Genomic DNA, 25053 nt, shown 5'->3' with positions numbered 1-25053 from the left:
TAAAATTTAATGAAAGTGATATAACTCGCAAAGCTTTATAAATATAAAGGAGAGATTATGTCCCCATCCCCTAAACTAAAGAAGGCCATTAGTACTTCTTTATGCATTCTGGCCTGCCTACAAATGGCATCATGCAAGGTTGTTACAAACAAAGGTATAAACAATCATTTTGAAGATTTTAAAGCAACACTTCAGGTTGCGCCTAAATCATCACTAAATGATGGAAAATTAGTCATGGCAAATGATCTTCAGTTTAAAGCTGAAAGAATTGCTCATCTTATCAATAAAGCTCCAAAACTTGAGACATGGACAAATTCGAAGCGCACTTTTGGCGCAAATGATCGCACACGTCGAGTAAGAACCGTTGAAAAATACGAAGAAAGTAAGGCCAAGATCAAAAAGTGGATGTCTGATGTTAAGAAGCTTACGATGGATATTCATGCTATTACCTATGAAGCAGGAAAGAATTCATACAAAAAAAATCAATTTAATAGACTTGAGAATTCTCCTGAGCAGATTGCACAAAATGAAGTCCTTGCTCTTTATTCTCTAACATACCTAAGAAACCTAAGTGAAGGCTATGCTAAGCGATCTATTAACTATATCGAAAAACTTTCAAGTAAAAATATGAAGCGATTTAGTGAAAATGATGAAGAATTCAAACTAGAAGTTCTTCAGCAGCATATGGCCTATATCGGTATGATGAAAATTATTGATAAAGATGCTGAGAAAACACTAAAGAAACTTAAGGCCATGAGAGATCATAATATTCTTCCAGAGGCAATTAGTGAAAATATTAATAATCTCTTAAACTCTGGAAAACAAGAAAACTCTGAAAAGATACAGAAATTCAATGAGTATAAAAAAGAGGCCTTAACAAAAGAGCAGCAAGAAGAGTTTGATAAGGCCCTAGCCTCTTTTGATTCAACATTTGGTAAGAAGTCATTACTCTTTGATCCGGCAAATCCAGATCACCCACTAATGCACTTATTTGTTATTGCTTCAAATCTCTCATGGGGTCTGATTAATACGATGATTGGTGGAGCATTTGTTGCAACGAAAGTGCTACTTGTTCCAGTTAGCCGTGGTGTAAACCTTTTCCTAAGTTTCTTAGAAACAGTAACACCATATCGCTACATGAGAATGATTAACTTCGATCTTCCACGCTTAGCAATTTCAGCTTCTAAAATGCAAATCTATGCTGATGTTTGTGGGCTTGGATATATACCAAGTAAAATGTCTGCTGGTCTTTTTGAGTTAGACTTCTGTACTGGCCATAGGTTCGCTTCAGGGCATGAAGCAGGACACGCGAAACAATCAGCTTTACTTGGGCCTTTTTACTTCCCTGCTGCAATCCTATCATATGCACTTGTTGGTGGTCATGGTGGATTTATTGAAGCTTGGGCAGATATTTGGGCAGCTCACTATCACTAGGATATAAAGGGCATAAATGAAGATTAAAAAATCATTAAATTATAAGAAGACTCCATTGAGGTATATAAACTATGCCTTAATGAGTCTCTTTATATTTATTGCATCCTCTAATTATTCAATTGCACTTGATTCTTTTGATAGAATTTCTAAAGAAGTTTATAAAGATATTAACTTAAGACTAAAATATAAAATAGACTCAAAAATACTTGAGATGGAAGTAATAAGAAATAACGACTTCTTCCTTTTCCTTGATCAAGACTTAGATGGAACTCCAGACAGTATTGACAATGATATTGATGGAGACGGTGTCGATAATATTGCAGATGAGTTTCCAACATTATCAACTGAACAAGGTGAAGACCAAGATAAAGATGGAATTGCAGACTTCATAGACTTTAACTACAGTTTAAATATTGATGAACAAGAAAGAGATTATGCAGCAATTATTCAACGAGATGTATTTGTTACATATAATATTCTTATTATTCCCGCTGCCAAGACAAACCTGAAAGAATTGACGGCCATAAAAGAGCTGCTTCAATTAGAGTTAACTTCGACTACAGATAATCTAAAATTCATTGTGCTTGAAACACAAAGTAAAGATCAATTTATGACCCGTGGCCTTTATGAAAAAGAATGGAAACAATTGATTCTCTACAAGAACCATTTAAAAGATTTTAATGAATTTAGTCTAACTCTTACACATGAGTACTTCCACTTTATCGCTCAAGAAATGCCTGAGCTCTACAATCACTTTGTAAATGAGGTCGGATGGAATAATAAAGATGGCGAACTAACTTATCAGCATAATTGTGATCAACAAGAAACTTCATATAATCTAGTTGAAGCAACTCTTATTAATACAGATAAAAATCCTTTGATGAAGTACGATAACTTTCCTTCTGACTACTCCACAGTCTCACCTACTGAAATGTTTGCTGAAGTTGGTACAGCTGTTCTACTAGAAAGAAAAAGACATGAGAGAAGCTTTCAAAAGAGATTTTATAAATTTGAGCGCTTCAAGTCTGCGCAAGCTTATTATGAAATGGCACGTCTTCTAAACATTCCATAACTCACTGAAATCACGAACTAAATAAAATCGTCTAAATTTTAGCTATAGGTAGAAATACTACATACTAAACAGTTTAATACTTAGTTTAGGTCTATACTCATTTTATATTAAGCCTATTACTGGAGAGAGAGAATGAGTGCGAAGTCGATACTAAAGGCAATCACCTGCCTTACTATTTTAATGAATTCCTATGCAACATGTACTGTTGAAGAGTTTCTTAGAGATGGAATCTGTCCAGGAATGGGTAAAGATAGTGTCATTCAACCACGATATGAAGAAGATGGAGTTATAAACCGATATGGTGAGTTTACTTTCCGTCCCGAATATCAAACGTTACCGGTAGGTCTCACAAATTCAGAATTATTAACAATTGGTGCTGCTGCAAGTACAGCTATCTTACTTTTTAATAATGATGAAGAACTAATCCAATTTGCTCAAGACAATCGCACAGAAATCACTAAAGAGATTGCCTTTTGGGGAGAAAAAGCTGGAAGTATGCCAATTGGTATCTCTGCTGCTGGATATGTATTAGGTGTAGTAATTGATAATGATGAAGTAACTCGAGTTGCAAAAGTAGCACTTAAGGCAACTGCAATATCTGGCCTAATTACCAGAGCAGGGAAAATGACTTTTAGTCGTAAACGCCCTAATAAAACTGATGACCATACAGATTTCACAGGATTTAATTGGGATAATGATAACGTTTCATTTCCTTCAGGTCACACGACAACGGCCTTTGCCTTTGCAACTGTAATTGCTGAACACTACAAAGATAAATCAACGATTATTCCTGTACTTGCCTACACTGCGGCAGCTGTTGGAGGTTGGTCGAGAGTTCACGACAAGGCTCACTGGGCAAGTGATGTTGCCATTGGAGCTCTAGTAGGACATTTAACAGGTAAGTTATTTTACGCTGAAGAATTTGAAATAAATAGAAACGAAAAGTGGGATATGTCGATTCATCCAATTGTTACTCCAAATTATGCTGGGTTTCAATTTGAGTTTCGTGGAAGAAGAAAAGAAGATAATTCTGCTCGTAACTTCATGAAAAGATGTAGAGATCACTATGAAGATCAATACGCTAAAAACGGTGTAACAAGAGAATGTACATATCAATATTTCTTAAGTGTTTATGGTAAATAAAATAAGAAAGGGCCGATCATGGCCCTTTTTTTATTCTAATATTTTAATTCAAATACAATTGGAAAGTGATCTGAGAACCCTGCTTTTTGTTTTTTCTTAGCAAGGTGATCATAACGGTTTGGAGGCGTTTCAATTTTCTTTTGTTCATAAAGCTTAAATCCACGATCTCTCATTTCTTCAATATCTTCCTCTACTACAGTTGCAGGTTGAGGCTCTCTGATAAAGTCAGGTGCATAAATCTGATAAGATCCTAGAACTAAACTAATAGGGGCCTTCTCATCTAACATCGTTTTTGGAACGAAGACTCTATCAAGGTGATTCCACTGCCCACCTCTTTTGTAAAAATATGTCCCCGGAGGAAGCTTTTTCTTACTACTAAGTGATTTATCAGCTCTAAAAGTCTTTTCGACATCAACGATTGTCTTATCTTTTAAAAGAACATCCCTCATTGGGTGCTTATTATCAGCGGCTTTTAACTCTGGAATTGTATTGAAGTCACCCACAGCAACAACAGAAGCTTTAGTATTCTTTTTTAGGATTTCATCAATACGCGACTTCAATGTCTTAGCAGCTACAACTCTAGCGTGATCAGGATTACCTAAACTTGGCCAGTGATTAGCAAAGATATAAAGATCTTTTCCCTTTAGTTTAAATTGAGTTTCAAAAATATTTCTAGAAGGTCTCTTCTTAAAATATTCATCTTTTAAAACATGCTCTTTACTTCCAACATATTTTAAATCCGATGATTCATTAAAAAGAACAGCAAGATCAACTCCACGGTAATCAGGAGAATTAGATGTGTAGTACTTCTTATATCCTAAGACCTTTGCAAGTTGGCCAATAACATTTGCATTTTCAATTTCCGAAAGAACAAGAATTCCTGGAAGTTTCTTTCTCTCTTTTAAGATAACATCTTTAATTTGAGAGAGTTTCATATCAACTTTTTCCTGAGTCCAGTCAGCATCAAAACATTCATTACGGCGATATTTTGATTTAACTTTTGCACAGGCTTCTTTCTTCCCTTTTGTATTCTTTGGAAGATAGGCCCAGTCGTTCTTGCCTTCATCTTTTTGAGCATCAAAAAGATTCTCAACGTTATAAGACATAATCTCTATTGTTGAAGCAAAGCTTGAGCTTACAAGTAAGAATAAAATTAAAATTTTCATACAATTCCCAGGGTCTATAGATTTTCTTTAATCCAATCAAGGACATCGTCATGATGTGACTTTGTTTTAACTTTATCCATTACATATTTCAGACGACCGTCTTTGCCAATGATAAAAGTTGTTCTCATCACACCCATGTATTCTTTACCCATAAATTTCTTAAGGCCCCAAACACCATACTTATCCATAATCTTGTGATCAGGATCTGAAAGAAGGTCAAAATTAAGTTTTTGCTTTTCTATAAAGCGTACAAGCCTTTTAGGCTCATCTGGAGATACTCCTAGAACCACAGTATCAGCATTTGCAAATTTCTTCTTATAATCTCTAATTCCACAAGCCTGAGTCGTACAACCAGGTGTCATGGCCTTTGGGTAGAAGTAAAGAACAACATTTTTCTCACCCTTAAAGTCTTTTAAGCTTACTTTTTCTTCGTCTTGATTTTTAAGTGTAAATGCTGGCGCCATATTTCCAATTTTTGGAAAACTCATATCAACTCTCCTATTTAATTTTTACCATTTATCTCGTTTGTTTCTCAATTTCTTAATCTCTTCTACATCTTTCGTCATCAAAAACAAATTCACTTTCCGCTCAGTTGCAAAATTTGTTCGAAACTTAACACTTCCTTCTTTGTGAACTTGTTCAAGAAGCTCTTTTGCGTCTTCATTTTCAGGTTCAATGCTAAGAGTGAAGCGTAAGTTATTTTCGATATAGTCATGACCAGGCCATAGAATCACTTGATCTTCAACCTTCTCATTCAAATCTAAGATTGTTTCTACAAATACATCGAGGTTTCCACCATTTTTACAATTTCCAATTCCGGCATTGAAAACAGTATCCATTGTGATTATTTCAACCTGCTTACCCGATTCATAAAATAGAAAACATAGATGATCCATCGTATGGCCTGGAGTTTCGATAACTTCCATCTCTCCAAGTGCAGTGGATATCTTCTCACCGTCTTCTAGAATACGATCTATTTTCTTGTAGCTATCTTTATGTCCCCAGATTTGAGCACCATGTTGCTGAACTAACTCATCAACACCAGCAACGTGATCATGATGGCCATGGGACAAGAGAACAACAGCTAAAACGCGGTTGTTTTCCACCAACCACTCATTTACTAACTTTGGATAAATTGGATCCACAACAGCAACTTCTCCATTGCCTAGCTCGACAATGTAATTGTAGTTTCGAAGCGGAGAATCCGTATAAATTTGATGAACATTCATAGGCAAATACCTTTTTTTTTGTCATGATATATAGGTCATAACAATTATAGAAGTTAAAAAAAAGGAAGCATATGGTCAATCTTTCGATGGCATCAAAAATATTCATTTCTGCAGTATGTCTAAAAGGACTTGTTGAAGCATATCTTGATAAAAGAAATATTAAGCATATTGGTAAAAACTTTAATCAGGTACCAGAAGAGTTTGCAGATAAGATCACTTTAGAAGATCACCAAAAAGCTGCCCGCTATTCAATGGAGAAGTTAAACAAAGGTCAATTATTTAATTTTATTGGCTATATTATCCTGATCGGTTGGACATTACTTGGTGGATTAGATGCTCTTAATAAAACGATTACGTCATTTGAATTATCTCCCCTACTAACCGGAACGGTTTTTTTATTGGCCTTTAGTTTCATTAATTCGATCCTGTCACTGCCAGAATCTCTTTATACGACTTTTGTTATTGAAGAGAAGTATGGATTTAATAAGACGACAATAAAGACATTCATCACAGATATGCTAAAAGGATCAATTCTTGGCCTCATTATAGGAACTCCACTTATCTATGGGATCCTATGGATTATGGAATCTCTTGGTGAGTATTGGTGGGCCTATGCTTGGGCATTCCTATCAATTTTTCAACTTCTACTAATGTGGATCTACCCAACCTTTATTGCTCCAATTTTTAATAAATTTACTGAACTAGAAGATGGTGAAATAAAAGATAGAATTCTTGCACTACTAAAAAGAGTCGACTTTGAAAGTAAGGGACTATTTGTTATGGATGCTTCACGTAGAAGTGGCCATGGAAATGCATACTTCACAGGCTTTGGTAAGAACAAGAGAATTGTCTTCTTTGATACTTTAATTAATAGCTTAAATGCTACTGAAGTTGAGGCAGTATTGGCCCACGAGCTAGGACACTTTAAGCGTAAGCACATACTGAAAATGATGATTAAAGCATTTGTCTTCAGCTTTCTTGGCCTCTTTATACTAGGTCAACTTATGCAAACAACTTGGTTTTTTGAAATGCATGGAGTTCACTCAAGTGAAACTTACATGGCACTAACTCTATTTATACTTGTTAGTGGTGTTTACACTTTCTTTATTACTCCAATCTCTTCTTGGGCATCAAGAAAATATGAATTTGAAGCAGATGAGTTTGCTTCTCAAAATTCAAACCCTCAAGAGCTTATTAATGCTCTTGTTAAGATGTATAAGGACAATGCTAGTACATTAACACCAGATCCTCTCTACAGTGCTTTCTATCACTCTCACCCACCAGCACTAACTAGAGTTAAGTTCTTAGAAACTTTTATTAAATAAGTATTTTATAAAGAGGGTAAGTTTGACACCGATCAGGCTTACCTCACTTCAATTTAAATCTAGTTTCCTGTAAGATTCCCTCTGTTTTCTGACATATACAAAATTAAATTACTCATTGCATTTAACTATTTGTCTTTATTTTATAAGCCAAATATTCTTAAGATAATTGTTTTATTCATTGAGGTTTAATATGAAGATTTTTATTGCTCTTACAGTGCTCTCTTGCCTAGTTTTTTCAACGACGACTTATGCAAGTCAATTAAAGAGTATTCCAGTTGAGGACCAAGGCCCAGGTAAAGATGGAAAGGGTTCAAAGCAAAATGATGGTAAAGATAAGAAAGAGACTTCAAAGAAAGTAAACTAATCTATTTTTAGATTACTTAACTGATTTTGCCTTATCCAAGATCTTTTCAATATTTGAAAAGTCCTTCACAACCTTTTTCATCTGAAGAAGATACTTCTTTGATTGTGGGCTTTGTTTATGGATAGCATGAATATACTTATTTAATTCAGCTTCTAGAATACGGGCCTCTGAAACAAAGAGTGCAATAAGTTTAACTTGTGCCTCTAAAACATCCACCTCGTTATTTGCTTTTGCTAAATTTAGAATTTGAGTATGAGTAACCTCTCCAACAGGTTGAGCTCCACTATTAATATTGGTAAGACTTCCCGTCGAGTCCTCAGGACTCTCACCTAACTTTGAAAGATCAACATCTTGAATCTGTCTAGTAATTGAAAACTCAAGAACATTTGCCGCAGCTTCTTCGGCCACGTTATTTGTTTCTTCTTGTATTTCAGAATCTAATTTCTTTGCTGTAGACAAAATTTACCTCACAAAAATCCTTATTTAATTATCGGGTTAATTTTAGCAGAACTTTAACTTGATTTTAGTTAGAATCCACCTAAAATTAATGACTTAACTCAAGTTTTCAAAGATTATTTAACTTAATGTCAAAATGGATATTGAAATGCTTGAAATCACATAAGCACAAAAAATTAAGTTAACCATATAAACTAAGGCCTTTTCAATAAAACGAATCGAGTTTAGTTTCTTATGATTGATAAAATCGCCAAAATTACGGGCCTGTTTAGTTTTTACAATAATTAAACTTTCAGTTTTCGCTGACACTTAATAATTTTGACCATACAATCCTGTAAGTTAAAACCATAGGAAATTGATAAAAATGAAATCGCCAATTGCTATTATCGACTGCTCTATTGAGAATCCTTCATACAATTGTATGAACCAAATAATACAAAACTTTAATAGGCCCTTTACTTACCACTGGGTTTCAAAATTTGGCTGTGAATCTCTTGATAAGATAGAAGAAGCAAGTGGATATATCATCTTTGGTTCTGATTCAAATGTATATCAACGACTTAAGTGGCAGATTGATCTTGCTAAAAGAATGAAATCAAAAATGGAAAATGGAATTCCTGTTTTAGGAATTTGCTTCGGCCACCAACTTATTGCAGACATATTTGGAGCACAGGTTGATATGGTAACACCTGATAATAAATTATTTGAAGGAACAAGAGAGCTTGAGATACTTGAAGATCAATTTGGATTTGTTAAAGGTGAGAAATTTGAGTTATTTATTACACATCATTACGAAGTAAAAGAGCTTCCTGAAAACTTTGTTCACTTGGCCCAGTCTAAAGATTGTTTTTATGATGGCATTGCACATAAGGATCTGCCCTTCTTTAGTTTTCAAGGACATCCTGAAGCTTCTCAAGACTTTATTAATCATCATATTGAGCAGGAACTCTCTGCTGAGAAATTAAAAGCTGGTTTTGATGGTGGTCATAAAGTATTTAAAAACTTTGTTGAATATATCGACAAGCTTTAAAAAATTAAACTTTTAACCAAGTCCCTTAAGTAATTAAAGTATGGAACTCGATACTTTTCGATTTCTTGATATTGTTCGTGACGTGCGCCTTCAATTGTTCTTACTGTAAAGCTTGGATCTACTTCTTTTAAATATTTTTCAAGTTCTGGCACACTGATAAGAGTATCACCCGTTCCATATGAAATATACTTCTCAACTTTATCGTTAATACGTCTTGAAAAGACATTCTTACTACTAGCGACCATTTCTAGTAATAATTTCGTATGGAGTTTCTTATGATTTAAAGGGTCATTATTAAACTCTTCAATAACTTGATTTCGATGAGATAAAGTATTGAGATCAACTAGTCCACCAAGTGGTACTGACATTTTGATATTAGCTAATTTATTAAAAAACCCAGATTTCACTTTATTGACAAATTTTCCAAGTGGGCCACCTACTCCCACAGGAGGTGCATTAACGATCATCGCCCTAAGGTTTTCAATATCATCACCTAAATAGTTTTGAACAAAGCCGCAAGTAATAAGGGCCCCCATCGAATGACCATAAAGTATATAGCCTTCCATTTTATAATTTGTTTTTAAGTATTGAATAATGTCTTTAAGATCTTCCATGAACTGATCAAAAGGATCTATATAGGCTTTTTCACCACCACTACGGCCATGCCCCCTTAGATCGTATTGGAAAACATTGACATCAAAACCAAAGACTTCTTGAAGGTATTTATGACGACCTAAGTGCTCACCTATCCCATGACTAGCAATCAACCAATACTTAGCACCGTGCTCGACAACTTCCGTATAGATTTTGACACCATCACGCATTGGAATAGCTCTTTTGATCGGTTCCATATTTTACCCTTTATTATTTTTTATTTAGCTCTTATAATTATACTTAAATTTAAGGAAAAGTAATGTTTTGTCCAAAGTGTTTAAGCAATAGTGTACATTTAAAAGAAAAAGGCGTCATGAATATTTTAGTTAACGGCCGCCAAAAAGATACAGGTCGTTTTCTATTTAATCTTGATAGAAAAGATGAGATCTTACAAAATATCTCAGATAAGATTCATGAGCATTTTCAATGGATGGCCAGTTTCAATAATAAAAAGCCTGTCCAAACTGTTCACGTTGTAACGACTGATGCAAAATGTGATAACGGCTGTGCAATACCTCTTTCGCATAAGTTTTCACTAACAGACCATATTATTTCTACGAAAGGCTTAAAAGACCTTATAATCAAACACGCAAAAGAGTCTGAATTAGAATTAGAACTTGATATTTAATACTCAAGATTTAAAAAGTATCCACCATGCTTTCGCATGTTTACACAACCTGTATCTAAAATTAGATATTGTCCTTTAATCCCCATTAAAGTTCCTTCAATGACAGGATTTTTATCAAAACCAAGAGACTTAACTTTAGTTGGATATTCCACAACAGGATAATTTATATGTGTTACTTCTTCTTCTAAATCATCAAGACCAAAGTCATCGATTAAATCCGCAAAGTCATCATAGATTTGATCTCTAATCATTTCTAAGTCTTCGTCTGCAACCTCATTCATTAGCATCTTTCGCCAATTTGTTTTATCAGAAAAACTTTTTGCAATTTCGACTTCAATTTCACCAGATGTCTTTCGGTCTGGAACCTGTAAAATCGGCAGAGCATAACTAGCTCCTTGATCTATCCAACGAGTAGGAATTTGAGTGTGTCGAGTTATACCGACTTTGACATGACTAGATACGGCCAGATAAACATAGTGAGGGATCATACAATGCTTTTCCCCCCATTCTGGTTCACGACATGTTCCTCTGTGATAATGACACTTTTCAGGCTTCACAATACATGAGTCACATTGAGCAAGAGTGATCATTTCTTTATAAGAATAACCTTGAGAATATGACTTCTTTATTAATTCACCAGAGTAAATTGAATTAATCTGACCATCAAAACTTAGTTTGATTTTCTTTTCAATTAGAGCATTCATATCAACAAGCTCATCTCCCATTGGTAGATGGTATTGAACGACATCCCCTAGCTCTGATTTCATTTTTCTAATATTTCCACTAATCATATTATTCTCTTCCTTCTTCTAAGAAGCGTTGCAATTTATTTAAAATAGGCATCGGAATTTCATGGCCACCTTCAAAATGATGAAATTCATATTGATCAACTTTTTCCAAATAGGTTTTAAGCTTTTCACTTAAAAAATACGGTAAAACAGGATCACCTGTACCATGAGATTGGAAAATAGGAATATGTCTTATATGTTTAGTATTTTCAGCGATATGTGTTTCATCAAATAATGTAGAAGAAAGTAAAAAGAGGCGATCCACAAGAGCTGGCTCTTTGTATGCAATTGCTAAGCTCATCATTGAGCCTTGTGAGAATCCACCTAAGTATAATTCTTCACTATTCTTTTTAATTTCTTTTATAAGATGGATTAATCGGTCTCGCATATCTTCAATTCCATCTGGTACAACTTGAGAGAAGAAGTCCTCTACTCTTTGGGCCATCATTGCCTGTTGCAGTCCCATCATATCAATTGGAAACCATGCACTTCCTTTCATTCCCATGCCAATATCAACTTTTAAAGGCCCATCAACAAAGTACCAGTTTAGCTCTTCTTTTGGATCTAGGTATTGATATAAAGGAGCGAGGTCCTGAAAGCTAGCACCGTAACCATGCAGTACAACGACGGACTTCTTTGTGCTTCCTTCATGTAATAGAATATCAAAATCATTAATTCGAGTTACTCTCATTTCTTTGTCTCTACTTTTGATTTACGGTTTGGATATACGTGGCGACAGATTGGGCATTCTAGGCCAAAACATGACCTTGCCTTACAATACTCTCGGCCATAGAAAATAATTTGGAGATGAAGTTTATTCCAAAGCTCTCTAGGAAAAAGCTTCTTACAATCTTCTTCTGTTTGAACGACATTCTTTCCTTTTGTCAGACCCCATCTTTGAGCTAGTCTATGAATATGAGTATCAACAGGAAAAGCTGGGACATCAAAAGCTTGTGCCATAACAACAGATGCAGTTTTATGACCTACACCAGGTAGCTTTTCAAGCTCTTCAAAGCTAGCAGGTACTTCACCACCATGCTCACTTACAAGAATTCTTGAAAGGTCGTAAATCGCCTTAGATTTTCTCGGTGAAAGTCCACAAGGCTTGATGATCTCTTTAATTTCATCTTGAGATAATTTCATCATATCTCGAGCATTATCAGCTTTAGCAAAAAGGGCCGGAGTCACTTGATTAACTCTTTCATCAGTACATTGCGCAGATAAAAGAACTGCAATGAGCAAAGTGAACTCATTCGTATGATCAAGTGGTACAGGTGTCTCAGGATAAAGCTCTTCTAAGGCCTCTACAATATAGTCTGCTCTTTCTTGTTTTAACATTTTCTATTCCTATTAATTTGATCACAAAAATTTAGCAAATTATGAATGAAAATGCTAAAATAACGCATAATGAGATACGTATTCATCAAATTAATCCGTTTTTATCAAATGGCAATCTCTCCATTTCTCGGTAGTAATTGTCGCTATACGCCGACATGTTCACAATATGGAATAGAGGCTTTTCAAGAACTGCCACTCCATATTGCAACTTGGAAGACAATAAAGCGTATCGCAACTTGTCATCCATGGTCAAAAGGAGGTTACGATCCCGTACTTCCAGAATGCAGTCACAAGGATAAACATTAATGATCAAGATATTACTTCTGGCCTTGGCCCTTAATACTAGTGCAAACACAATCAAGGATCTAGAAAAAGAATTTCTACAAAAAGGCGACACGCTGAGCTATTACATAGCAGATGAAAATGGAAAAGTAATTTCATCTAATGAAAATCAAAATTTAATACCAGCCTCTATTTTTAAGATTTTCTCGGCATATTATATTCTCGATAAACTTGGAACAGATTTTCATTTTAGTACATCGATTAGCTATCGTGGCGATATTGAAAATGGGACTTTAAAGGGTGATCTCATTTTGAATACTTCTGGAGACCCGTACCTATTAACGCCACAAATATTTGACTTGATTGAATCTGTTGCACAAGAAGGAATAAAAAAAGTAGATGGTAACCTTGTGGTGGTTAACAATTTCGTTAATATTGAACGTATTGGAACCGTAGGTCTAGATGATCAACCATACAATCAAAGTATTTCAGGCTTTAATCTAAATTTTAATCGTTTTAAATCAATTGGACGCTCAACACAGAAATCAATTTTCCCAAAGCATGATGGCTTTCAAACAATAAGTTCACAGAAGTCACTTGGCCCAGGTGTTGGCTTTAAAAATCAGAATAAGAAGTCTCAAGATATTGAAAAATGGCAATATACGAAAACAAAAGATTACTTTGTTGAAGTACCCATAAGAAACTCTTTAGCATTTAATGCTTACTATTTAAAAAAGCAACTTGAGCAAAGAGGTATAAGCATCTCAGGAATTAAGATTACAAATAAAGAACAAAGCGAGACAAAAAGACTTAATACAATAAAGTCACCATCTTCTCTTGATCTTGTTAAATTGGCCATGGAGTACTCTAATAATCTTTTCATTGAAACTTTAACTTTGAAGGCAACAAATAAAGAAAACTTAGCAGATGCTGCAAAGAAAATGATTAAAGATCTTAAAATTAAAACAAAAGGTAAAATCGAAAACAGCTCAGGACTGACAACAGAAACAAGAATAACACCAAAAGAAATCGTAAACTTTATCCAAGAGAATGCAAATCAAAAATTTGGTAGTCACTACTTCATCAACTTACTTTCAATCACAGGGCATAGCGGTTCTCTCCATCGTAAATATCTTAACGATGATGGCTTTGAGAAATTCCGCTATAAAACAGGCAGCATCGATTATGTCTATAATATCTGTGGCCAAAGTTTTGAAAAAACAAAGAGAACATTTTGTATAATGATTAATAATTTGCAAAAAAGAAAGTTAGTCGATGGTAAGAATACCAATAAGACAGAAAGACTCAGAGAAGAAGCTAAAGGTTGGCGTAGAGCTAAAGAACGATTTAGCGAACTCCTCTTACTTCAAATGTAGAACTTCTCTTAAGTATGTACTGTTTTTCAATAATGGAAATAATTTTTCGATCTCATCTATTGAAATGGGACTTTTGGGACGTGCCAGAACTTTAAAGTTATGAACTTGATCTATTTTTTCACTAACCACAAGTTTATCTTTATCTTTTGGATGTCTCTTTAAATACATTTTTAGAAATGAGTCGTTAATGACTGTAATATCTCCCTTACCTCTAAGAATATTCTTTATATTTCCTTCAAGAGAGTTTGTGTAAATAAGATTCTTATCCTTAACATCATAAGACTTTAGTTTTAAGAATCCATAATGAAATCCGCTTTTTAAGAGAATTACCTTGTCATGAAGACTTGAGAATTTCACCTGCTGATCTTTTAAATGAGGCTCTTTCTTTGCAATATATAAATCCTTTCCTGTTGCGAAGATTTTTGATTCATTGAGCTTTACATTTCTCTCACTCCAACCCCAAATAGAATTCTCAAAGAAAATAATATCGTAAACACCATTTTCAAGATCTCGATACCTTCTTCGAGGAGATGTTTCAACGATCTTAAATTGAAACTTCTTTTGATTTTCATTGAGGTACTTAATTAAATCCACAAGAATCCCAGACGCATCTTGATCTATACGAGAATAAAAAGGTGGAATAATATACATTCCTACTTTTACCTCAATTTTCGATGCTTCAAGACTCAAGCTTGAAAATGACAATATAAGAATAAGAATTAAACTCTTAAACGATCTCATTTACTTAATTCACTCCAGTGGAAAGAGGAAGAGTTAAGGTAAAAGTTGTTTTCTTTGAAGAGTCGTCATAGATAAGCTCCCCACCATTTTTAACCATCATCTCATGAGAAAGACTGAGTCCAAGTCCTGTTCCCTTATTTACATCTTTAGTAGTAAAGAATGGATCCATTATACGATGAACGATCTCTTGTGGAATACCATCTCCACTATCAACAACTTCAACAATCTGCTTACTTTCAGTATTAAAAAACTTAACGTGAATAAATCTTTCATCTAGATTTTCAACTGCATCAATAGAGTTATTTATTAGATTTACAAGAACTTGATATAATTGTGTTTTATTAGCGTAAACTCGATGGCCATCTTCATAATGAAATGATATTTCAATATTCTTTTCTGTAAGTCGACTATTACAAATCGTACCAACAATCGACTCTAATTCCTCTACTTCAACAAACTCTTTTTCATTCAATGAATCAGATCGAGAAAGAGTTTTCATACTCGTTACAATCTCGCTTATTCGTGTCGTAGCATTATCAATTTTACTTAAAAAGTCATTCGCTTTGCTATTGTCATCACCTAATTGTCTTTTAAGCCTTGCAATATTCCCCGAGATGATAAAAAGTGGATTATTGATTTCATGAGCAATCCCTGCGGCCATTTGTCCAAGACTTGCTAACCTTTCTGAAACGAGACTTCTCTCTTTTTGAATATAAAGCTCTCTCGACTTCTCAGCGATTCTTTCACCTAATTCATCATTATATTGCTGTAATTTCTCATCTCTAAATTTGATCTCTTTTGTGGCGTAATTAAGAGTTTTTGCAAGTATCGATAATTCAGAAAGATAAAACTCTTCCTTTACAATTCCATACTCTCCATTAGCATTTCTCTTTAGAGTTGAAACAAAGTAATTTAGTGGTTTGATTAGTAAGTAATAACAAACGATTGCAACAATAAGCAAAGTGAAAAAAAGAGTTAAACTAAACCATAATCCTAAGAAAGAAAATATTTTACCACTATCACGAACAATTGAGATATTACTAAAATCGATAATGGCCTTTCCTATAAGTCGATCTCGATAAATAATATCAAACTCTTCAGTCATAATTTGGTGAGGTAAAACTCCATTGCCAACAGGGTGCTCCCTATTGACTTCAGATAGCAAATTACCTTCTTCATCTTCAATTTTAATAGAAACAACTGATTCCTCATCATCATAAATAAATGCTTGAGAGATATTACCTATATACTGAGAATTCAGGTTCCATACAGGAACTTTAAGAGATTCAACAATCTGCTTTGAGATCGACTTACGATGTTCTTTAAAATCTATATCATTTTGTTTGATGTACCTGTCGAAAACAATAAAAGCTAAACCTGAAAAACAAATACAAAGGACAACTCCAACTATCATTGGGATTAAATAAGAAGAGCGTTTAATGGTTGGCTTCATGTGAGATAATTTACTAGGAGAAAAGCACGATTACAATATCTTAAATAAACAATTGATATTTTAACTCAATGAGAAAATATAACTATCTGAATTTATTTGAGACTAGAAGATACCATCCAAATTCCAACACCGATCAAGAGGATACCAAAGAAGTATTGCGCTGTTTTGCCACCTAAAATATGTGATAAACGATTACCTAAAAAGAACCACGCTAAGTGTGCACTGGCCCCGCCTATAAATAAAATCACACTAAATAATGAAAGGAAAAGTGTTCCTTCATCTATGAAGGGTGAATATACACTTATCGTAAATACTAAAAATTTAGGATTTAAGGCCTGAAAGATAACACCTTCAATAAATGATGGACCTTTTAAACTTTCATCTTCTTCTTGATTATCTTCAATTGAAATTTTTTTAATACTCGTTAGGCTCTTATAGGCCATATAGAATAAATAGAGTGCTCCAAATATTGGAAGATATGTCATGAGCGTCTTATGCTTCATGATAAAGTCAGTCGCTCCATATAGACAAATTAGTAGGCCAGAGATCGTTGAAAGCCATAGTCCTAAAATGAAAGGTAGCGTCTTTTTGAAACTAAAGGTGCCGCCAAGTCCAGCAAGGGTTATGTTGGCAGGCCCCGGTGAGTACACAAGAGGTGCAACAATAAAAATAAAACTAGTGAGAATTTTGGTTATCATAAGACTTACGTATCCATTGGGTCGACATCTATTTTAACTGAAAAAGAATAATCGATTTTATTTTGAGACCTAAAAACTTGCAACACTTGGTTTAACTCTCCCCCATTTTTACACATAAGAGTCATACTCCAAGTAAATAAATTTGCACGTCGTTCAATCATTGCTGGAGTCGGTCCCCAAACCTGCGCATCGATTCCCATCTTATCTATTAGCATACGTAGTCTATTAATTTCATGAGTTAGATCAGAGATAATCTTTTCACGATTTCGACCTGAAACATGGATATTTGCCATCTTCGTATATGGTGGAAAGAGACCAAATTCTCTCGTATTTAATTCATAATCATAAAAGCCATTGAAGCTATGTGACTTAATGAAATCAAACATTGTATTATCAGGAAGCATCGTTTGAATCGCAACCTTAGCATGATTTGAATAACGTCCCGCTCTTCCAAGAATTTGAACAATCATTTGATATGCTTTTTCCATGGCCCTAAAGTCTGGAAAGTTTAACATTGAATCTGTTCCAAGTATTAGAACGAGATTTACTTTTTTAAAATTGTGACCTTTCGATAGCATCTGTGTACCGACAAAAATGTCAATTTCGCCTTTATGAAAACGGTCCAATTTATCTTCTAGCTTTTCAAGATTTGTTATTTCGTCACGATCAAAGCGTTCTATCTTCTTTTGAGGATAAAAGTCTTGAAGAACTTCTTGTAACCTCTCTGTTCCAAAGCCTTTTTGGAGAAGGTTCATATTTCCACACTCAGGACAAATTTCAGGACGAGGAATCTGATAATCAGAATGAGAGCTAGAAAGAATATTTTTATTTTTAAAGTATCTAAGCGGAACCCCTGTATTTGGATCTTCGAATTTATAACCACAACTACGACATTGGAGGTAATTTGAAAAACCAAGGCGATTAACAAAGACAAGGACTTGTTCATCACGATCTAAAGCTTCGCTAATCATATCCATCGACTTCTTCTCAAAAGGCCAAATCGATAGAGCATCCATATCTTTTTTCTGCCCGTGAGAGCGTGAATCTAATAATTCGATTTCAGGGAAACCGCCAGCGACCCTCTTTTCCAACTTAAAATAATTATCGGGCTTAAGTTGGGTGAACGTATAATAATTTTCTAAGCTTGGAGTGGCACTACCAAGAACAACTGGTGCATTAAAGAGCTGGGCCTTTTTAATGGCCACATCTCTTCCGTTATAAGGACAACGATCTGTTTGTTTAAATGAGCTGTCATGCTCTTCATCAACAATAACAAGGCCTAAATTTTCAACAGGAAGAAAAACACTTGAGCGTACCCCCATTAGAAGTACAGGACGATCGGATTTCTTTAAAAACTTCCAAATTGAATTCTTATGTGAAGGAGTTACTCCTGAATGATATGGAAGTACAGGGCAGTCTAGATATTTTTTAAAAGTCTCCATAAACTGAGGAGTTAAATTAATTTCAGGAAGAAGAAAGAGAACACTCTTTCCTTTCTTTAATACTTCTTTAATTAGATGAAGATAAATAAGCGTCTTACCAGAGCCCGTTACTCCATGAATAAGGAAACGATCAAAGCCAGATTCAAGCCTTGCACTTATACTTTCATAAATTGGTTTCTGGTCAGGACTTAATACATGTTCAAAGTCTTGATTAAGTCCAAACTCTGTCTCTACTTCTCGTGGTCTCTTTAAAATCTTAGGTAAACAATCCCAAACAAGCTGTCCAAGATTATAGTGATAATAGCGAGACATCCAAGAATAAAGCTTCATTTCACTTTTTGATAAGCTAAACTCTGGAGCTAATACTTCATTAACAGGTTTTAATTTATACTTTGCAAGAGTTGCTTCAAGGTCTTCATTAGAGATATTAAATTCTGTCACGACACCTTTGGCCTTTCGTCTCCCCAAAGGTACTTCCACAAGAGAGCCGACAGGAATCTCCTCTCCTAAGGTTTTATAGGTTAAGATACTTGGAAGCTTTGGATAGTTGACCGCGACTTGGCAATAATGTTGAGCGTTCAGCTTGTTAACGTCTTGCATAAGAATAATTTTTAAAAAGTAAGTGTAAAAGCTACACTAAAACCATACAATAAGTATATGATTACATGGAATGTTGATCCAGAAATATTTAGGATTGGACCTGTCGCGGTTCGTTATTACTCACTTATGTTTATCCTTGGCTTCTTTATTGGCGAGCGATACTGTCGTCGCTATCTAATTAAAGAGAAAGGGTTTACAACAGATCAAGTTAGCTCCCTCTTAAATTATATGATAGCTGGTTGTATTATCGGGGCCAGACTAGGCCACTGCTTATTCTATGAGCCTGGCTACTACTTAAGTAACCCTCTCGAGATCCTCTATGTTTGGAAAGGCGGACTTGCCAGCCACGGTGGTTTCCTAGGTGTTATTATCTCTATCTACATCTTTAAGAAAAGAGTAAAGGATGTTCCACTACTTTGGCTTCTTGATCTTGTCGCTGCACCTTCATTAATGACAGGTGGTTTTATTCGCCTTGGAAATCTCTTTAACTCAGAAATCCTTGGCCATCCATCGAGTCTTCCATGGGCATTTAAATTTGTCCGTGCTGACAATATTGCACGCCATCCAGCTCAATTATATGAGGCCTTAGGCTTCTTTGCTATCTCAGGTGTTATTTACTTTCTCTATTCAAAGTTTCATAAGAAATGGCAAGCGGGACGCTTTCTTGGACTTATTTTTATTGGTGGGTTCACTTGGCGATTTATTGTTGAATTTTTTAAAGAGAATCAAGTTGCCTTTGAACAAGGGATGATTCTAAATATGGGACAACTTTTGAGTATACCTCTAATTATTGCAGGTATAATTCTTGTCTTCTATAAACCAGTTGAAAAAAAATAAAAAAGGAAGCTTCAAGCTTCCTTTTTTTATATTCTTATTATTTGCAATAAGATAAATCTAATTCATCTAGCGTGTCATATATTCTAGACTTACCAAAGAATGATCCCCAAAGATCAATTCCAGTCATTCTATCAAGAGCAGCATCTGCTAAATCGAGGTTCTTATTATAAGCAAATGAATTTGCGATTGCTCCTACTAATGAACCTTTTTGACCTTCAAGAGGAAGACCGTAACAGTCCATATCATTTTTAATATAATCGTAAATATCAATCATTCGCTCTTGGCCCATTGAGTTTGCAGAGTAATATTTTAATACCCCACCTTCAACAACCGTAAACTTTTCAATTAATCGATCAACTGTTTCTTGAGAAAGTTCCTCACAAAGTCTCTTCTTCTTACTTTTTGAATCTCCATTTTGAAGTTCAACAATCACTTCATTTGTTGCCTTAACAAAGCAATTAACAAATTCTTTTGAATTAATTTGTGCAAATGATGAAGCTGAAACAATCATCAAAGTAGCTGAAATCATTAGTTTTTTCATGGGTTCTCTCCTCTTGTCATATGTATGTATATTTAAAAAATATCACAAGAAGAGAGTCTAGATTAAAGATTTGGAAGTATTACATACGGTGTTCAAGCTTTAAACACGAACAGACCAAGTGACCTCGTCACCACTTTCTTGGAAATCAATTCCAAGAGCATTTAGCTCATCACGAGCAGAGTCCGCGGCATCCCAGTCCTTAGCAGCACGAGCATCAGCACGTTTAGCAAGAAGCTCTTCAACCTTTTCTAGGGCTATCCCCTTTCTTCTGATTTGAACTTCTTTAATCTCATTTAAGAACTGCTCAGGGTCCATTGCAAATAAAGCACTCATACGGCCATACTTTGCAATCCATTCAGAAAAGGCAATTGCAGTTGGAGCAGAATTTACATCCTTTGCCTTCTTTTCAAGATTAAGGGCATTGAAAGTTTTAACGGCTTCATAAATTGCTGACATCATCTCACTAGTATTGAAATCATCATTACAAGCCTTTTCAATTTTCTTATCAAGACGTGACAATTCTTCTGCTAACTTCTTATTAACTTTAGCTGAATCATTTGTCGCAAAAGTTGCTGCATGCTTTGCAACTTGAAGTGCGCGATAAACTCTAATTGATCCGCTAAAGGCTTGATCAATCTTCTCATCAGTCACATCAAGCATTGAACGGTAGTGAGTTGAAAGCATAATATATTTTAGAACTTCTGGATGATATTCATCCATGAATGCGCGAGCAGTGATGATATTCCCAAGGGACTTACTCATCTTCTCTCCACTCATATTGATGAAGTTATTATGCATCCAATAATTTACATACTTACATGAATTACATCCAACACCTTGAGCAATCTCGTTTTCATGGTGTGGGAAAATTAAATCGATTCCACCACCGTGGATATCAATTGATTTACCAAGGATAGATTTGATCATGGCAGAACATTCAATGTGCCAACCTGGGCGACCTTTGCCCCATGGAGAATCCCATGATGGTTCACCTTCTTTGGCAGGCTTCCAAAGAACAAAATCCTTTGGGTCTTTTTTGCGCTCGTCGACTTCGACTCGCTCTCCCGAATTTAATTCGTCTAGATTTACGCCCGATAACTCTCCATATGAATCTAGCTTTGTTGTCTCGTAGAAAACTTCTCCGTCAACAACATAGGCCATACCATTATCGATTATGCCTTGAACGTACTCAATAATTTGAGGAATATAATCTGTAACCTTCGGGTTATGAGTATGAGGACGTAGTCCTAGACGGCCAAAGTCTTCTTGGAAATATTTAATATAGCGCTCTGAGATCTCAAGTGAATCAACGCCTTCTTCATTTGCCTTATTAATGATCTTGTCATCAACATCAGTGTAATTATAAACGAAGTTTACATCGTAACCGATATGCTCCATCCAATTGCGGGCAAAATTAAAGAAGATTGGCCCTCTAAAGTTTCCAATATGAAGCGGCCCGTAAACCGTTGGACCACAAAGGTAGAGCTTAACTTTGCCTTCTTCTAACGGCTTAAAAGTTTCTTTCTTCTTTGTTAAAGTATTGTAAACTACTAGTGACACTATCAACTCCTCTATTTTTATGCAGATAGAATAACCGAAAAAGGGAAAACTGTCATGGAATTCGACTTAATCATCAAAAACGGAACTCTACACTCATCACAAAAAAGCTGGCAAGAAGATATCGGAATAAAGGACGCTAAGATAGTTAAATTAGCTAAATTTAGTGATGAAGAGCTTTCAAAAGCAGATAAAGTCATTGACGCGCAGGGACTCGATATCCTACCAGGACTTATCGACTCACAGGTCCACTTTCGCGAACCTGGTCTCACTCATAAAGAAGATATCGCTCACGGCTCAAAAGCTGCTGTCTTAGGTGGTATTTGTACCTTCTTTGAAATGCCAAATACAAAGCCGGCAACAACAACAGTTGAAGCAACGCAGGTCAAAGTTGATATCGCCCGCAAGACTTCATATGCCAACTTCGGCTTCTTCATTGGAGCAAGTGGAAAGAACCTTGATGAGCTTATTAAATCACAAGATATGGTTGGGTGCTCTGGGGTAAAGATCTTCCTAGGAAGCTCAACTGGCGACCTACTCCTTTATGATACAGATAAATTAGTTGAGATCTTTAAAACTCTTGATTGCCATATTTCAGTTCACAGTGAAAGTGAAGAAAGGCTTCACGCTAACGTTGCTATTCGTGATAATGCAAATGGGGATGTTCACGCACACTACAAATGGCGTGATGCCCAGACGGCCCTAGAGTCAACTAAGATGATTATTGAAGTTGCAAAGAAAGCAGGTCGCAAGGTTCATATTCTCCACCTTACAACAAAAGATGAAATTGAATTTTTAAAAGATCAAAAAGAGCATTGTACAATTGAGGTCACTCCTCAACACCTGACTCTCTTTGCACCAGATATTTATGACAAGATTGGAACACTTGCTCAAATGAATCCACCAATTCGCACAAAGGACCATACAGATGGCCTATGGGAAGGTTTAAAAAATGGTGTGATTGATGTCTTTGGGAGTGATCACGCTCCTCATACTCTTGAAGAAAAAGATCAGCCATATCCTAAATCACCTTCAGGAATGCCAGGTGTGCAAACGATGCTACCAGTTATGCTAACTCATGTTGAAGCTGGACGACTTAAACTTGAAGATATCATCACTTACCTCGCAGAAAATCCAGCAAAACTCTTTAAGCTCAATAAGGGCTTTATTAAAGAAGGAATGGATGGCGATCTCACAATTCTTGATATGAATAAGAAGTTCACAATTAAGAATGAGGATCAGGCTTCTAAAGTTGGTTGGACACCATTTAATGGAATGGAAGTTCAAGGAACGCCAACATACACGATTGTAAGCGGACAAGTTGCCATGGATCACGGCAAGGCCATTAAAGTTCAGGCCCAGCCGATCGTTCGAGGTAAATAGAGCATAATCAAATCTTAACAATTAAGAGCTACTCGATTCATTACGAAGTTTGTAATAATAGGATGTTATTTAAAATGTAGGTATGTAATGAAAAAGAATATCTTATTCCTATGTACGGGGAATTCGTGTCGCTCTCAGATGACCGAAGGATGGGGCAAGGCCCTAAAAGCAAACAAGTATAACTTCTACTCAGCAGGGACAAAGAAGCATGGCCTTAATCCTTATGCCGTAGCTGTCATGAAAGAAGCAGGCGTTGATATTTCAAATCATGAATCAAAAACAACGGATGAAATAAAAGAGAAAATGGATATTGTCATCACAGTATGTAGTGACGCAAATGAAAATTGTCCCTACTTTCCTAGTGGCAAGATCATACACATCGGTTTCGATGATCCTCCTCGCCTCACTAAAGACCTTAGTGACGAAGAAGAAATACTTCAGGTTTATCGCCGCGTGAGAGATGAAATAAAGACAATGGTAATTAATTTAGAAGAGAGAATATAAGATGGGTTTTTTTGAGCGCTATTTAAGTATTTGGATAACGATCTGTATCGTCGCAGGTATTATTCTAGGAAAGGTCCTTGGTTCATCAATTTCAATTTTAAGTGAGATGAATATAGCTACTGTTAATATCCCAGTTGCAATCCTTGTGTGGTTGATGATCTTTCCAATGATGGTACAAATTGACTTTAATTCTATTGCTGATGTTGGAAAAAATCCCAAAGGCCTAAGCTTAACAATTGTCATCAACTGGCTTATTAAGCCTTTTACTATGGCCTTCTTTGCATGGTTATTCTTCTCAAAAATTTATGCTGCTTACTTAAGTCCAGAGCTTGCACAAGAATATATTGCAGGAGCAATTCTCTTAGGTGCTGCTCCTTGTACGGCCATGGTCTTTGTTTGGTCTTACTTAACAAAAGGTGATCCTGAGTACACACTTGTTCAAGTGGCCATTAATGACTTAATTCTTCTTGTTGCTTTCATTCCTATCGTTCAATTCCTACTTGGAGTCACAAGTATCTCGATTCCATACGATACACTCATAAGTTCAGTCGTGATCTTTGTCGTAATTCCTCTGCTTGCAGGCTATATCGCAAATAAAGTCTTAATTAAGAAATTTGGAATGAAGTGGTTTCAAGAGGTCTTTATGGCACGCCTTAAACCAGTTTCAATTGCTGCCCTTTTAACAACCCTTGTTCTTCTCTTTGCTTTTCAAGGGGAAAAAATCTTAGCAAACCCGCTTCACATTCTTCTGATAGCAATTCCTCTTACAATTCAGACTTACTTTATCTTCTTTGTCAGTTGGGGAATTGGTCGCAAGATGTGCTTACCACATAATATCTTGTCCCCTGGTTCAATGATTGGTGCCAGTAACTTCTTTGAACTTGCAGTTGCTGTTGCCATCGCCCTTTTTGGAATCAACTCAGGAGCGGCCCTAACAACTGTTGTGGGAGTTCTTATTGAAGTTCCGGTTATGCTTAGTCTTGTTAAGATTGCAAATAAATGGCGCTATTAA

Annotated in this window: 27 protein-coding genes; 13 read left to right on the top strand and 14 right to left on the bottom strand. The window is 35.5% G+C overall.

Features of this window, described 5'->3' with window-relative positions:
• Nucleotides 1–57 precede the first annotated feature (57 nt).
• From ACMAZI_RS04850 to ACMAZI_RS04840, 3 genes are all read left to right on the top strand, one after another.
• The gene (locus ACMAZI_RS04850) at nt 58–1434 is read left to right on the top strand and encodes a hypothetical protein (protein ID WP_334678157.1); all 1377 of its coding nucleotides are present in this window, start codon (nt 58–60) and stop codon (nt 1432–1434) included.
• A 16-nt stretch (nt 1435–1450) separates the two neighbouring features.
• A complete protein-coding gene (locus ACMAZI_RS04845) occupies nt 1451–2506 on the top strand; it encodes a hypothetical protein (protein WP_412473662.1) in 1056 nt (351 codons plus the stop codon).
• A gap of 132 nt (nt 2507–2638) precedes the next feature.
• Nucleotides 2639–3649 carry a phosphatase PAP2 family protein gene (locus tag ACMAZI_RS04840; RefSeq protein WP_412473663.1) on the top strand — a complete coding sequence of 337 codons (1011 nt, stop codon included), beginning with the start codon at nt 2639–2641 and terminating at the stop codon, nt 3647–3649.
• A gap of 35 nt (nt 3650–3684) precedes the next feature.
• Here ACMAZI_RS04840 and ACMAZI_RS04835 read toward each other — a convergent pair whose 3' ends face one another.
• The 3 genes from ACMAZI_RS04835 to ACMAZI_RS04825 are packed head-to-tail and all read right to left on the bottom strand — an operon-like array spanning nt 3685 to nt 6044.
• The gene (locus ACMAZI_RS04835; protein ID WP_334678154.1) at nt 3685–4815 is read right to left on the bottom strand and encodes a hypothetical protein; all 1131 of its coding nucleotides are present in this window, start codon (nt 4813–4815) and stop codon (nt 3685–3687) included.
• 14 nt (nt 4816–4829) lie between these two features.
• On the bottom strand, nt 4830–5303 hold the full coding sequence (gene bcp / locus ACMAZI_RS04830; protein WP_114705334.1) for a thioredoxin-dependent thiol peroxidase: 474 nt from the start codon (nt 5301–5303) through the stop codon (nt 4830–4832).
• 21 nt (nt 5304–5324) lie between these two features.
• Complete coding sequence (locus tag ACMAZI_RS04825; protein ID WP_114705335.1) at nt 5325–6044, bottom strand: hydroxyacylglutathione hydrolase C-terminal domain-containing protein; 720 nt, start codon at nt 6042–6044, stop codon at nt 5325–5327.
• A gap of 71 nt (nt 6045–6115) precedes the next feature.
• Between ACMAZI_RS04825 and ACMAZI_RS04820 the strand changes: the two genes are divergently transcribed.
• Together ACMAZI_RS04820 and ACMAZI_RS04815 are read left to right on the top strand one after the other, a co-directional pair.
• Nucleotides 6116–7369: a M48 family metallopeptidase gene (locus tag ACMAZI_RS04820; RefSeq protein ID WP_412473664.1), complete on the top strand. Its 1254-nt coding sequence runs from the start codon at nt 6116–6118 to the stop codon at nt 7367–7369.
• 190 nt (nt 7370–7559) lie between these two features.
• Nucleotides 7560–7733 carry a hypothetical protein gene (locus ACMAZI_RS04815; RefSeq protein WP_158536729.1) on the top strand — a complete coding sequence of 58 codons (174 nt, stop codon included), beginning with the start codon at nt 7560–7562 and terminating at the stop codon, nt 7731–7733.
• A 12-nt stretch (nt 7734–7745) separates the two neighbouring features.
• Here the strand turns inward: ACMAZI_RS04815 and ACMAZI_RS04810 are convergent, their stop codons facing one another.
• Nucleotides 7746–8192: a hypothetical protein gene (locus ACMAZI_RS04810; protein ID WP_114705337.1), complete on the bottom strand. Its 447-nt coding sequence runs from the start codon at nt 8190–8192 to the stop codon at nt 7746–7748.
• Nucleotides 8193–8553: 361 nt separating this feature from the next.
• Here ACMAZI_RS04810 and ACMAZI_RS04805 point away from each other — a divergent pair, with 361 nt between their 5' ends.
• Nucleotides 8554–9219, top strand: coding sequence for a type 1 glutamine amidotransferase (locus ACMAZI_RS04805; RefSeq protein WP_412473665.1), 666 nt, complete (start codon nt 8554–8556; stop codon nt 9217–9219).
• On the opposite strand, the gene ACMAZI_RS04800 is transcribed toward ACMAZI_RS04805, so the two are convergent.
• Nucleotides 9216–10070, bottom strand: coding sequence for an alpha/beta fold hydrolase (locus tag ACMAZI_RS04800; protein ID WP_412473666.1), 855 nt, complete (start codon nt 10068–10070; stop codon nt 9216–9218). The two genes, ACMAZI_RS04805 and ACMAZI_RS04800, sit on opposite strands and share 4 nt — an antisense overlap.
• Nucleotides 10071–10132: 62 nt before the next feature.
• Here ACMAZI_RS04800 and ACMAZI_RS04795 point away from each other — a divergent pair, with 62 nt between their 5' ends.
• Nucleotides 10133–10501: a hypothetical protein gene (locus tag ACMAZI_RS04795; RefSeq protein WP_114705340.1), complete on the top strand. Its 369-nt coding sequence runs from the start codon at nt 10133–10135 to the stop codon at nt 10499–10501.
• On the opposite strand, the gene ACMAZI_RS04790 is transcribed toward ACMAZI_RS04795, so the two are convergent.
• The 3 genes from ACMAZI_RS04790 to nth are packed head-to-tail and all read right to left on the bottom strand — an operon-like array spanning nt 10498 to nt 12627.
• A complete protein-coding gene (locus tag ACMAZI_RS04790) occupies nt 10498–11289 on the bottom strand; it encodes a DUF2797 domain-containing protein (RefSeq protein ID WP_114706225.1) in 792 nt (263 codons plus the stop codon). The two genes, ACMAZI_RS04795 and ACMAZI_RS04790, sit on opposite strands and share 4 nt — an antisense overlap.
• A gap of 4 nt (nt 11290–11293) precedes the next feature.
• The gene (locus ACMAZI_RS04785) at nt 11294–11980 is read right to left on the bottom strand and encodes an alpha/beta hydrolase (RefSeq protein WP_114705341.1); all 687 of its coding nucleotides are present in this window, start codon (nt 11978–11980) and stop codon (nt 11294–11296) included.
• Nucleotides 11977–12627, bottom strand: coding sequence for an endonuclease III (gene nth, locus ACMAZI_RS04780; RefSeq protein WP_334678151.1), 651 nt, complete (start codon nt 12625–12627; stop codon nt 11977–11979). Before nth ends, ACMAZI_RS04785 begins: the two co-directional genes overlap by 4 nt.
• Nucleotides 12628–12693: 66 nt before the next feature.
• Here nth and yidD point away from each other — a divergent pair, with 66 nt between their 5' ends.
• Nucleotides 12694–12933 (top strand): membrane protein insertion efficiency factor YidD, encoded by a 240-nt coding sequence (gene yidD, locus ACMAZI_RS04775; protein WP_412474019.1) that lies wholly within the window; start codon nt 12694–12696, stop codon nt 12931–12933.
• A complete protein-coding gene (locus tag ACMAZI_RS04770; RefSeq protein ID WP_412473667.1) occupies nt 12933–14285 on the top strand; it encodes a D-alanyl-D-alanine carboxypeptidase in 1353 nt (450 codons plus the stop codon). The genes yidD and ACMAZI_RS04770 overlap by 1 nt, the downstream gene beginning before the upstream one ends.
• On the opposite strand, the gene ACMAZI_RS04765 is transcribed toward ACMAZI_RS04770, so the two are convergent.
• The 4 genes from ACMAZI_RS04765 to priA form a co-directional block, all read right to left on the bottom strand.
• The gene (locus ACMAZI_RS04765; RefSeq protein ID WP_412473668.1) at nt 14271–15026 is read right to left on the bottom strand and encodes a PhnD/SsuA/transferrin family substrate-binding protein; all 756 of its coding nucleotides are present in this window, start codon (nt 15024–15026) and stop codon (nt 14271–14273) included. The genes ACMAZI_RS04770 and ACMAZI_RS04765 overlap by 15 nt on opposite strands.
• Nucleotides 15027–15030: 4 nt before the next feature.
• The gene (locus ACMAZI_RS04760; RefSeq protein WP_412473669.1) at nt 15031–16479 is read right to left on the bottom strand and encodes a sensor histidine kinase; all 1449 of its coding nucleotides are present in this window, start codon (nt 16477–16479) and stop codon (nt 15031–15033) included.
• Nucleotides 16480–16571: 92 nt separating this feature from the next.
• Entirely contained in the window at nt 16572–17177 is a 606-nt protein-coding gene (locus ACMAZI_RS04755; protein ID WP_412473670.1) for a LysE family translocator, read from the bottom strand.
• 5 nt (nt 17178–17182) lie between these two features.
• Nucleotides 17183–19219 (bottom strand): primosomal protein N', encoded by a 2037-nt coding sequence (gene priA, locus ACMAZI_RS04750; protein ID WP_412473671.1) that lies wholly within the window; start codon nt 19217–19219, stop codon nt 17183–17185.
• Nucleotides 19220–19276: 57 nt separating this feature from the next.
• Between priA and lgt the strand changes: the two genes are divergently transcribed.
• Nucleotides 19277–20056 carry a prolipoprotein diacylglyceryl transferase gene (gene lgt, locus ACMAZI_RS04745; protein ID WP_334678144.1) on the top strand — a complete coding sequence of 260 codons (780 nt, stop codon included), beginning with the start codon at nt 19277–19279 and terminating at the stop codon, nt 20054–20056.
• 37 nt (nt 20057–20093) lie between these two features.
• Here the strand turns inward: lgt and ACMAZI_RS04740 are convergent, their stop codons facing one another.
• Nucleotides 20094–20597, bottom strand: coding sequence for a hypothetical protein (locus ACMAZI_RS04740; RefSeq protein WP_120405254.1), 504 nt, complete (start codon nt 20595–20597; stop codon nt 20094–20096).
• Between the two features lie 99 nt (nt 20598–20696).
• A complete protein-coding gene (gene cysS / locus ACMAZI_RS04735) occupies nt 20697–22157 on the bottom strand; it encodes a cysteine--tRNA ligase (RefSeq protein ID WP_114705351.1) in 1461 nt (486 codons plus the stop codon).
• 54 nt (nt 22158–22211) lie between these two features.
• On the opposite strand from cysS, the gene ACMAZI_RS04730 reads away from it, so the two are divergent.
• From ACMAZI_RS04730 to arsB, 3 genes are all read left to right on the top strand, one after another.
• The gene (locus tag ACMAZI_RS04730; protein WP_412473672.1) at nt 22212–23537 is read left to right on the top strand and encodes a dihydroorotase; all 1326 of its coding nucleotides are present in this window, start codon (nt 22212–22214) and stop codon (nt 23535–23537) included.
• An 87-nt stretch (nt 23538–23624) separates the two neighbouring features.
• Nucleotides 23625–24041 carry an arsenate reductase ArsC gene (locus ACMAZI_RS04725; RefSeq protein WP_412473673.1) on the top strand — a complete coding sequence of 139 codons (417 nt, stop codon included), beginning with the start codon at nt 23625–23627 and terminating at the stop codon, nt 24039–24041.
• A gap of 1 nt (nt 24042) precedes the next feature.
• A complete protein-coding gene (arsB, locus tag ACMAZI_RS04720; protein ID WP_412473674.1) occupies nt 24043–25053 on the top strand; it encodes an ACR3 family arsenite efflux transporter in 1011 nt (336 codons plus the stop codon).

This window comes from Halobacteriovorax sp. YZS-3-1, assembly GCF_047084945.1.
Classification (GTDB): Bacteria; Bdellovibrionota; Bacteriovoracia; order Bacteriovoracales; family Bacteriovoracaceae; genus Halobacteriovorax_A; species Halobacteriovorax_A vibrionivorans.
This window is presented reverse-complemented; position numbering and strand designations above follow the sequence as displayed.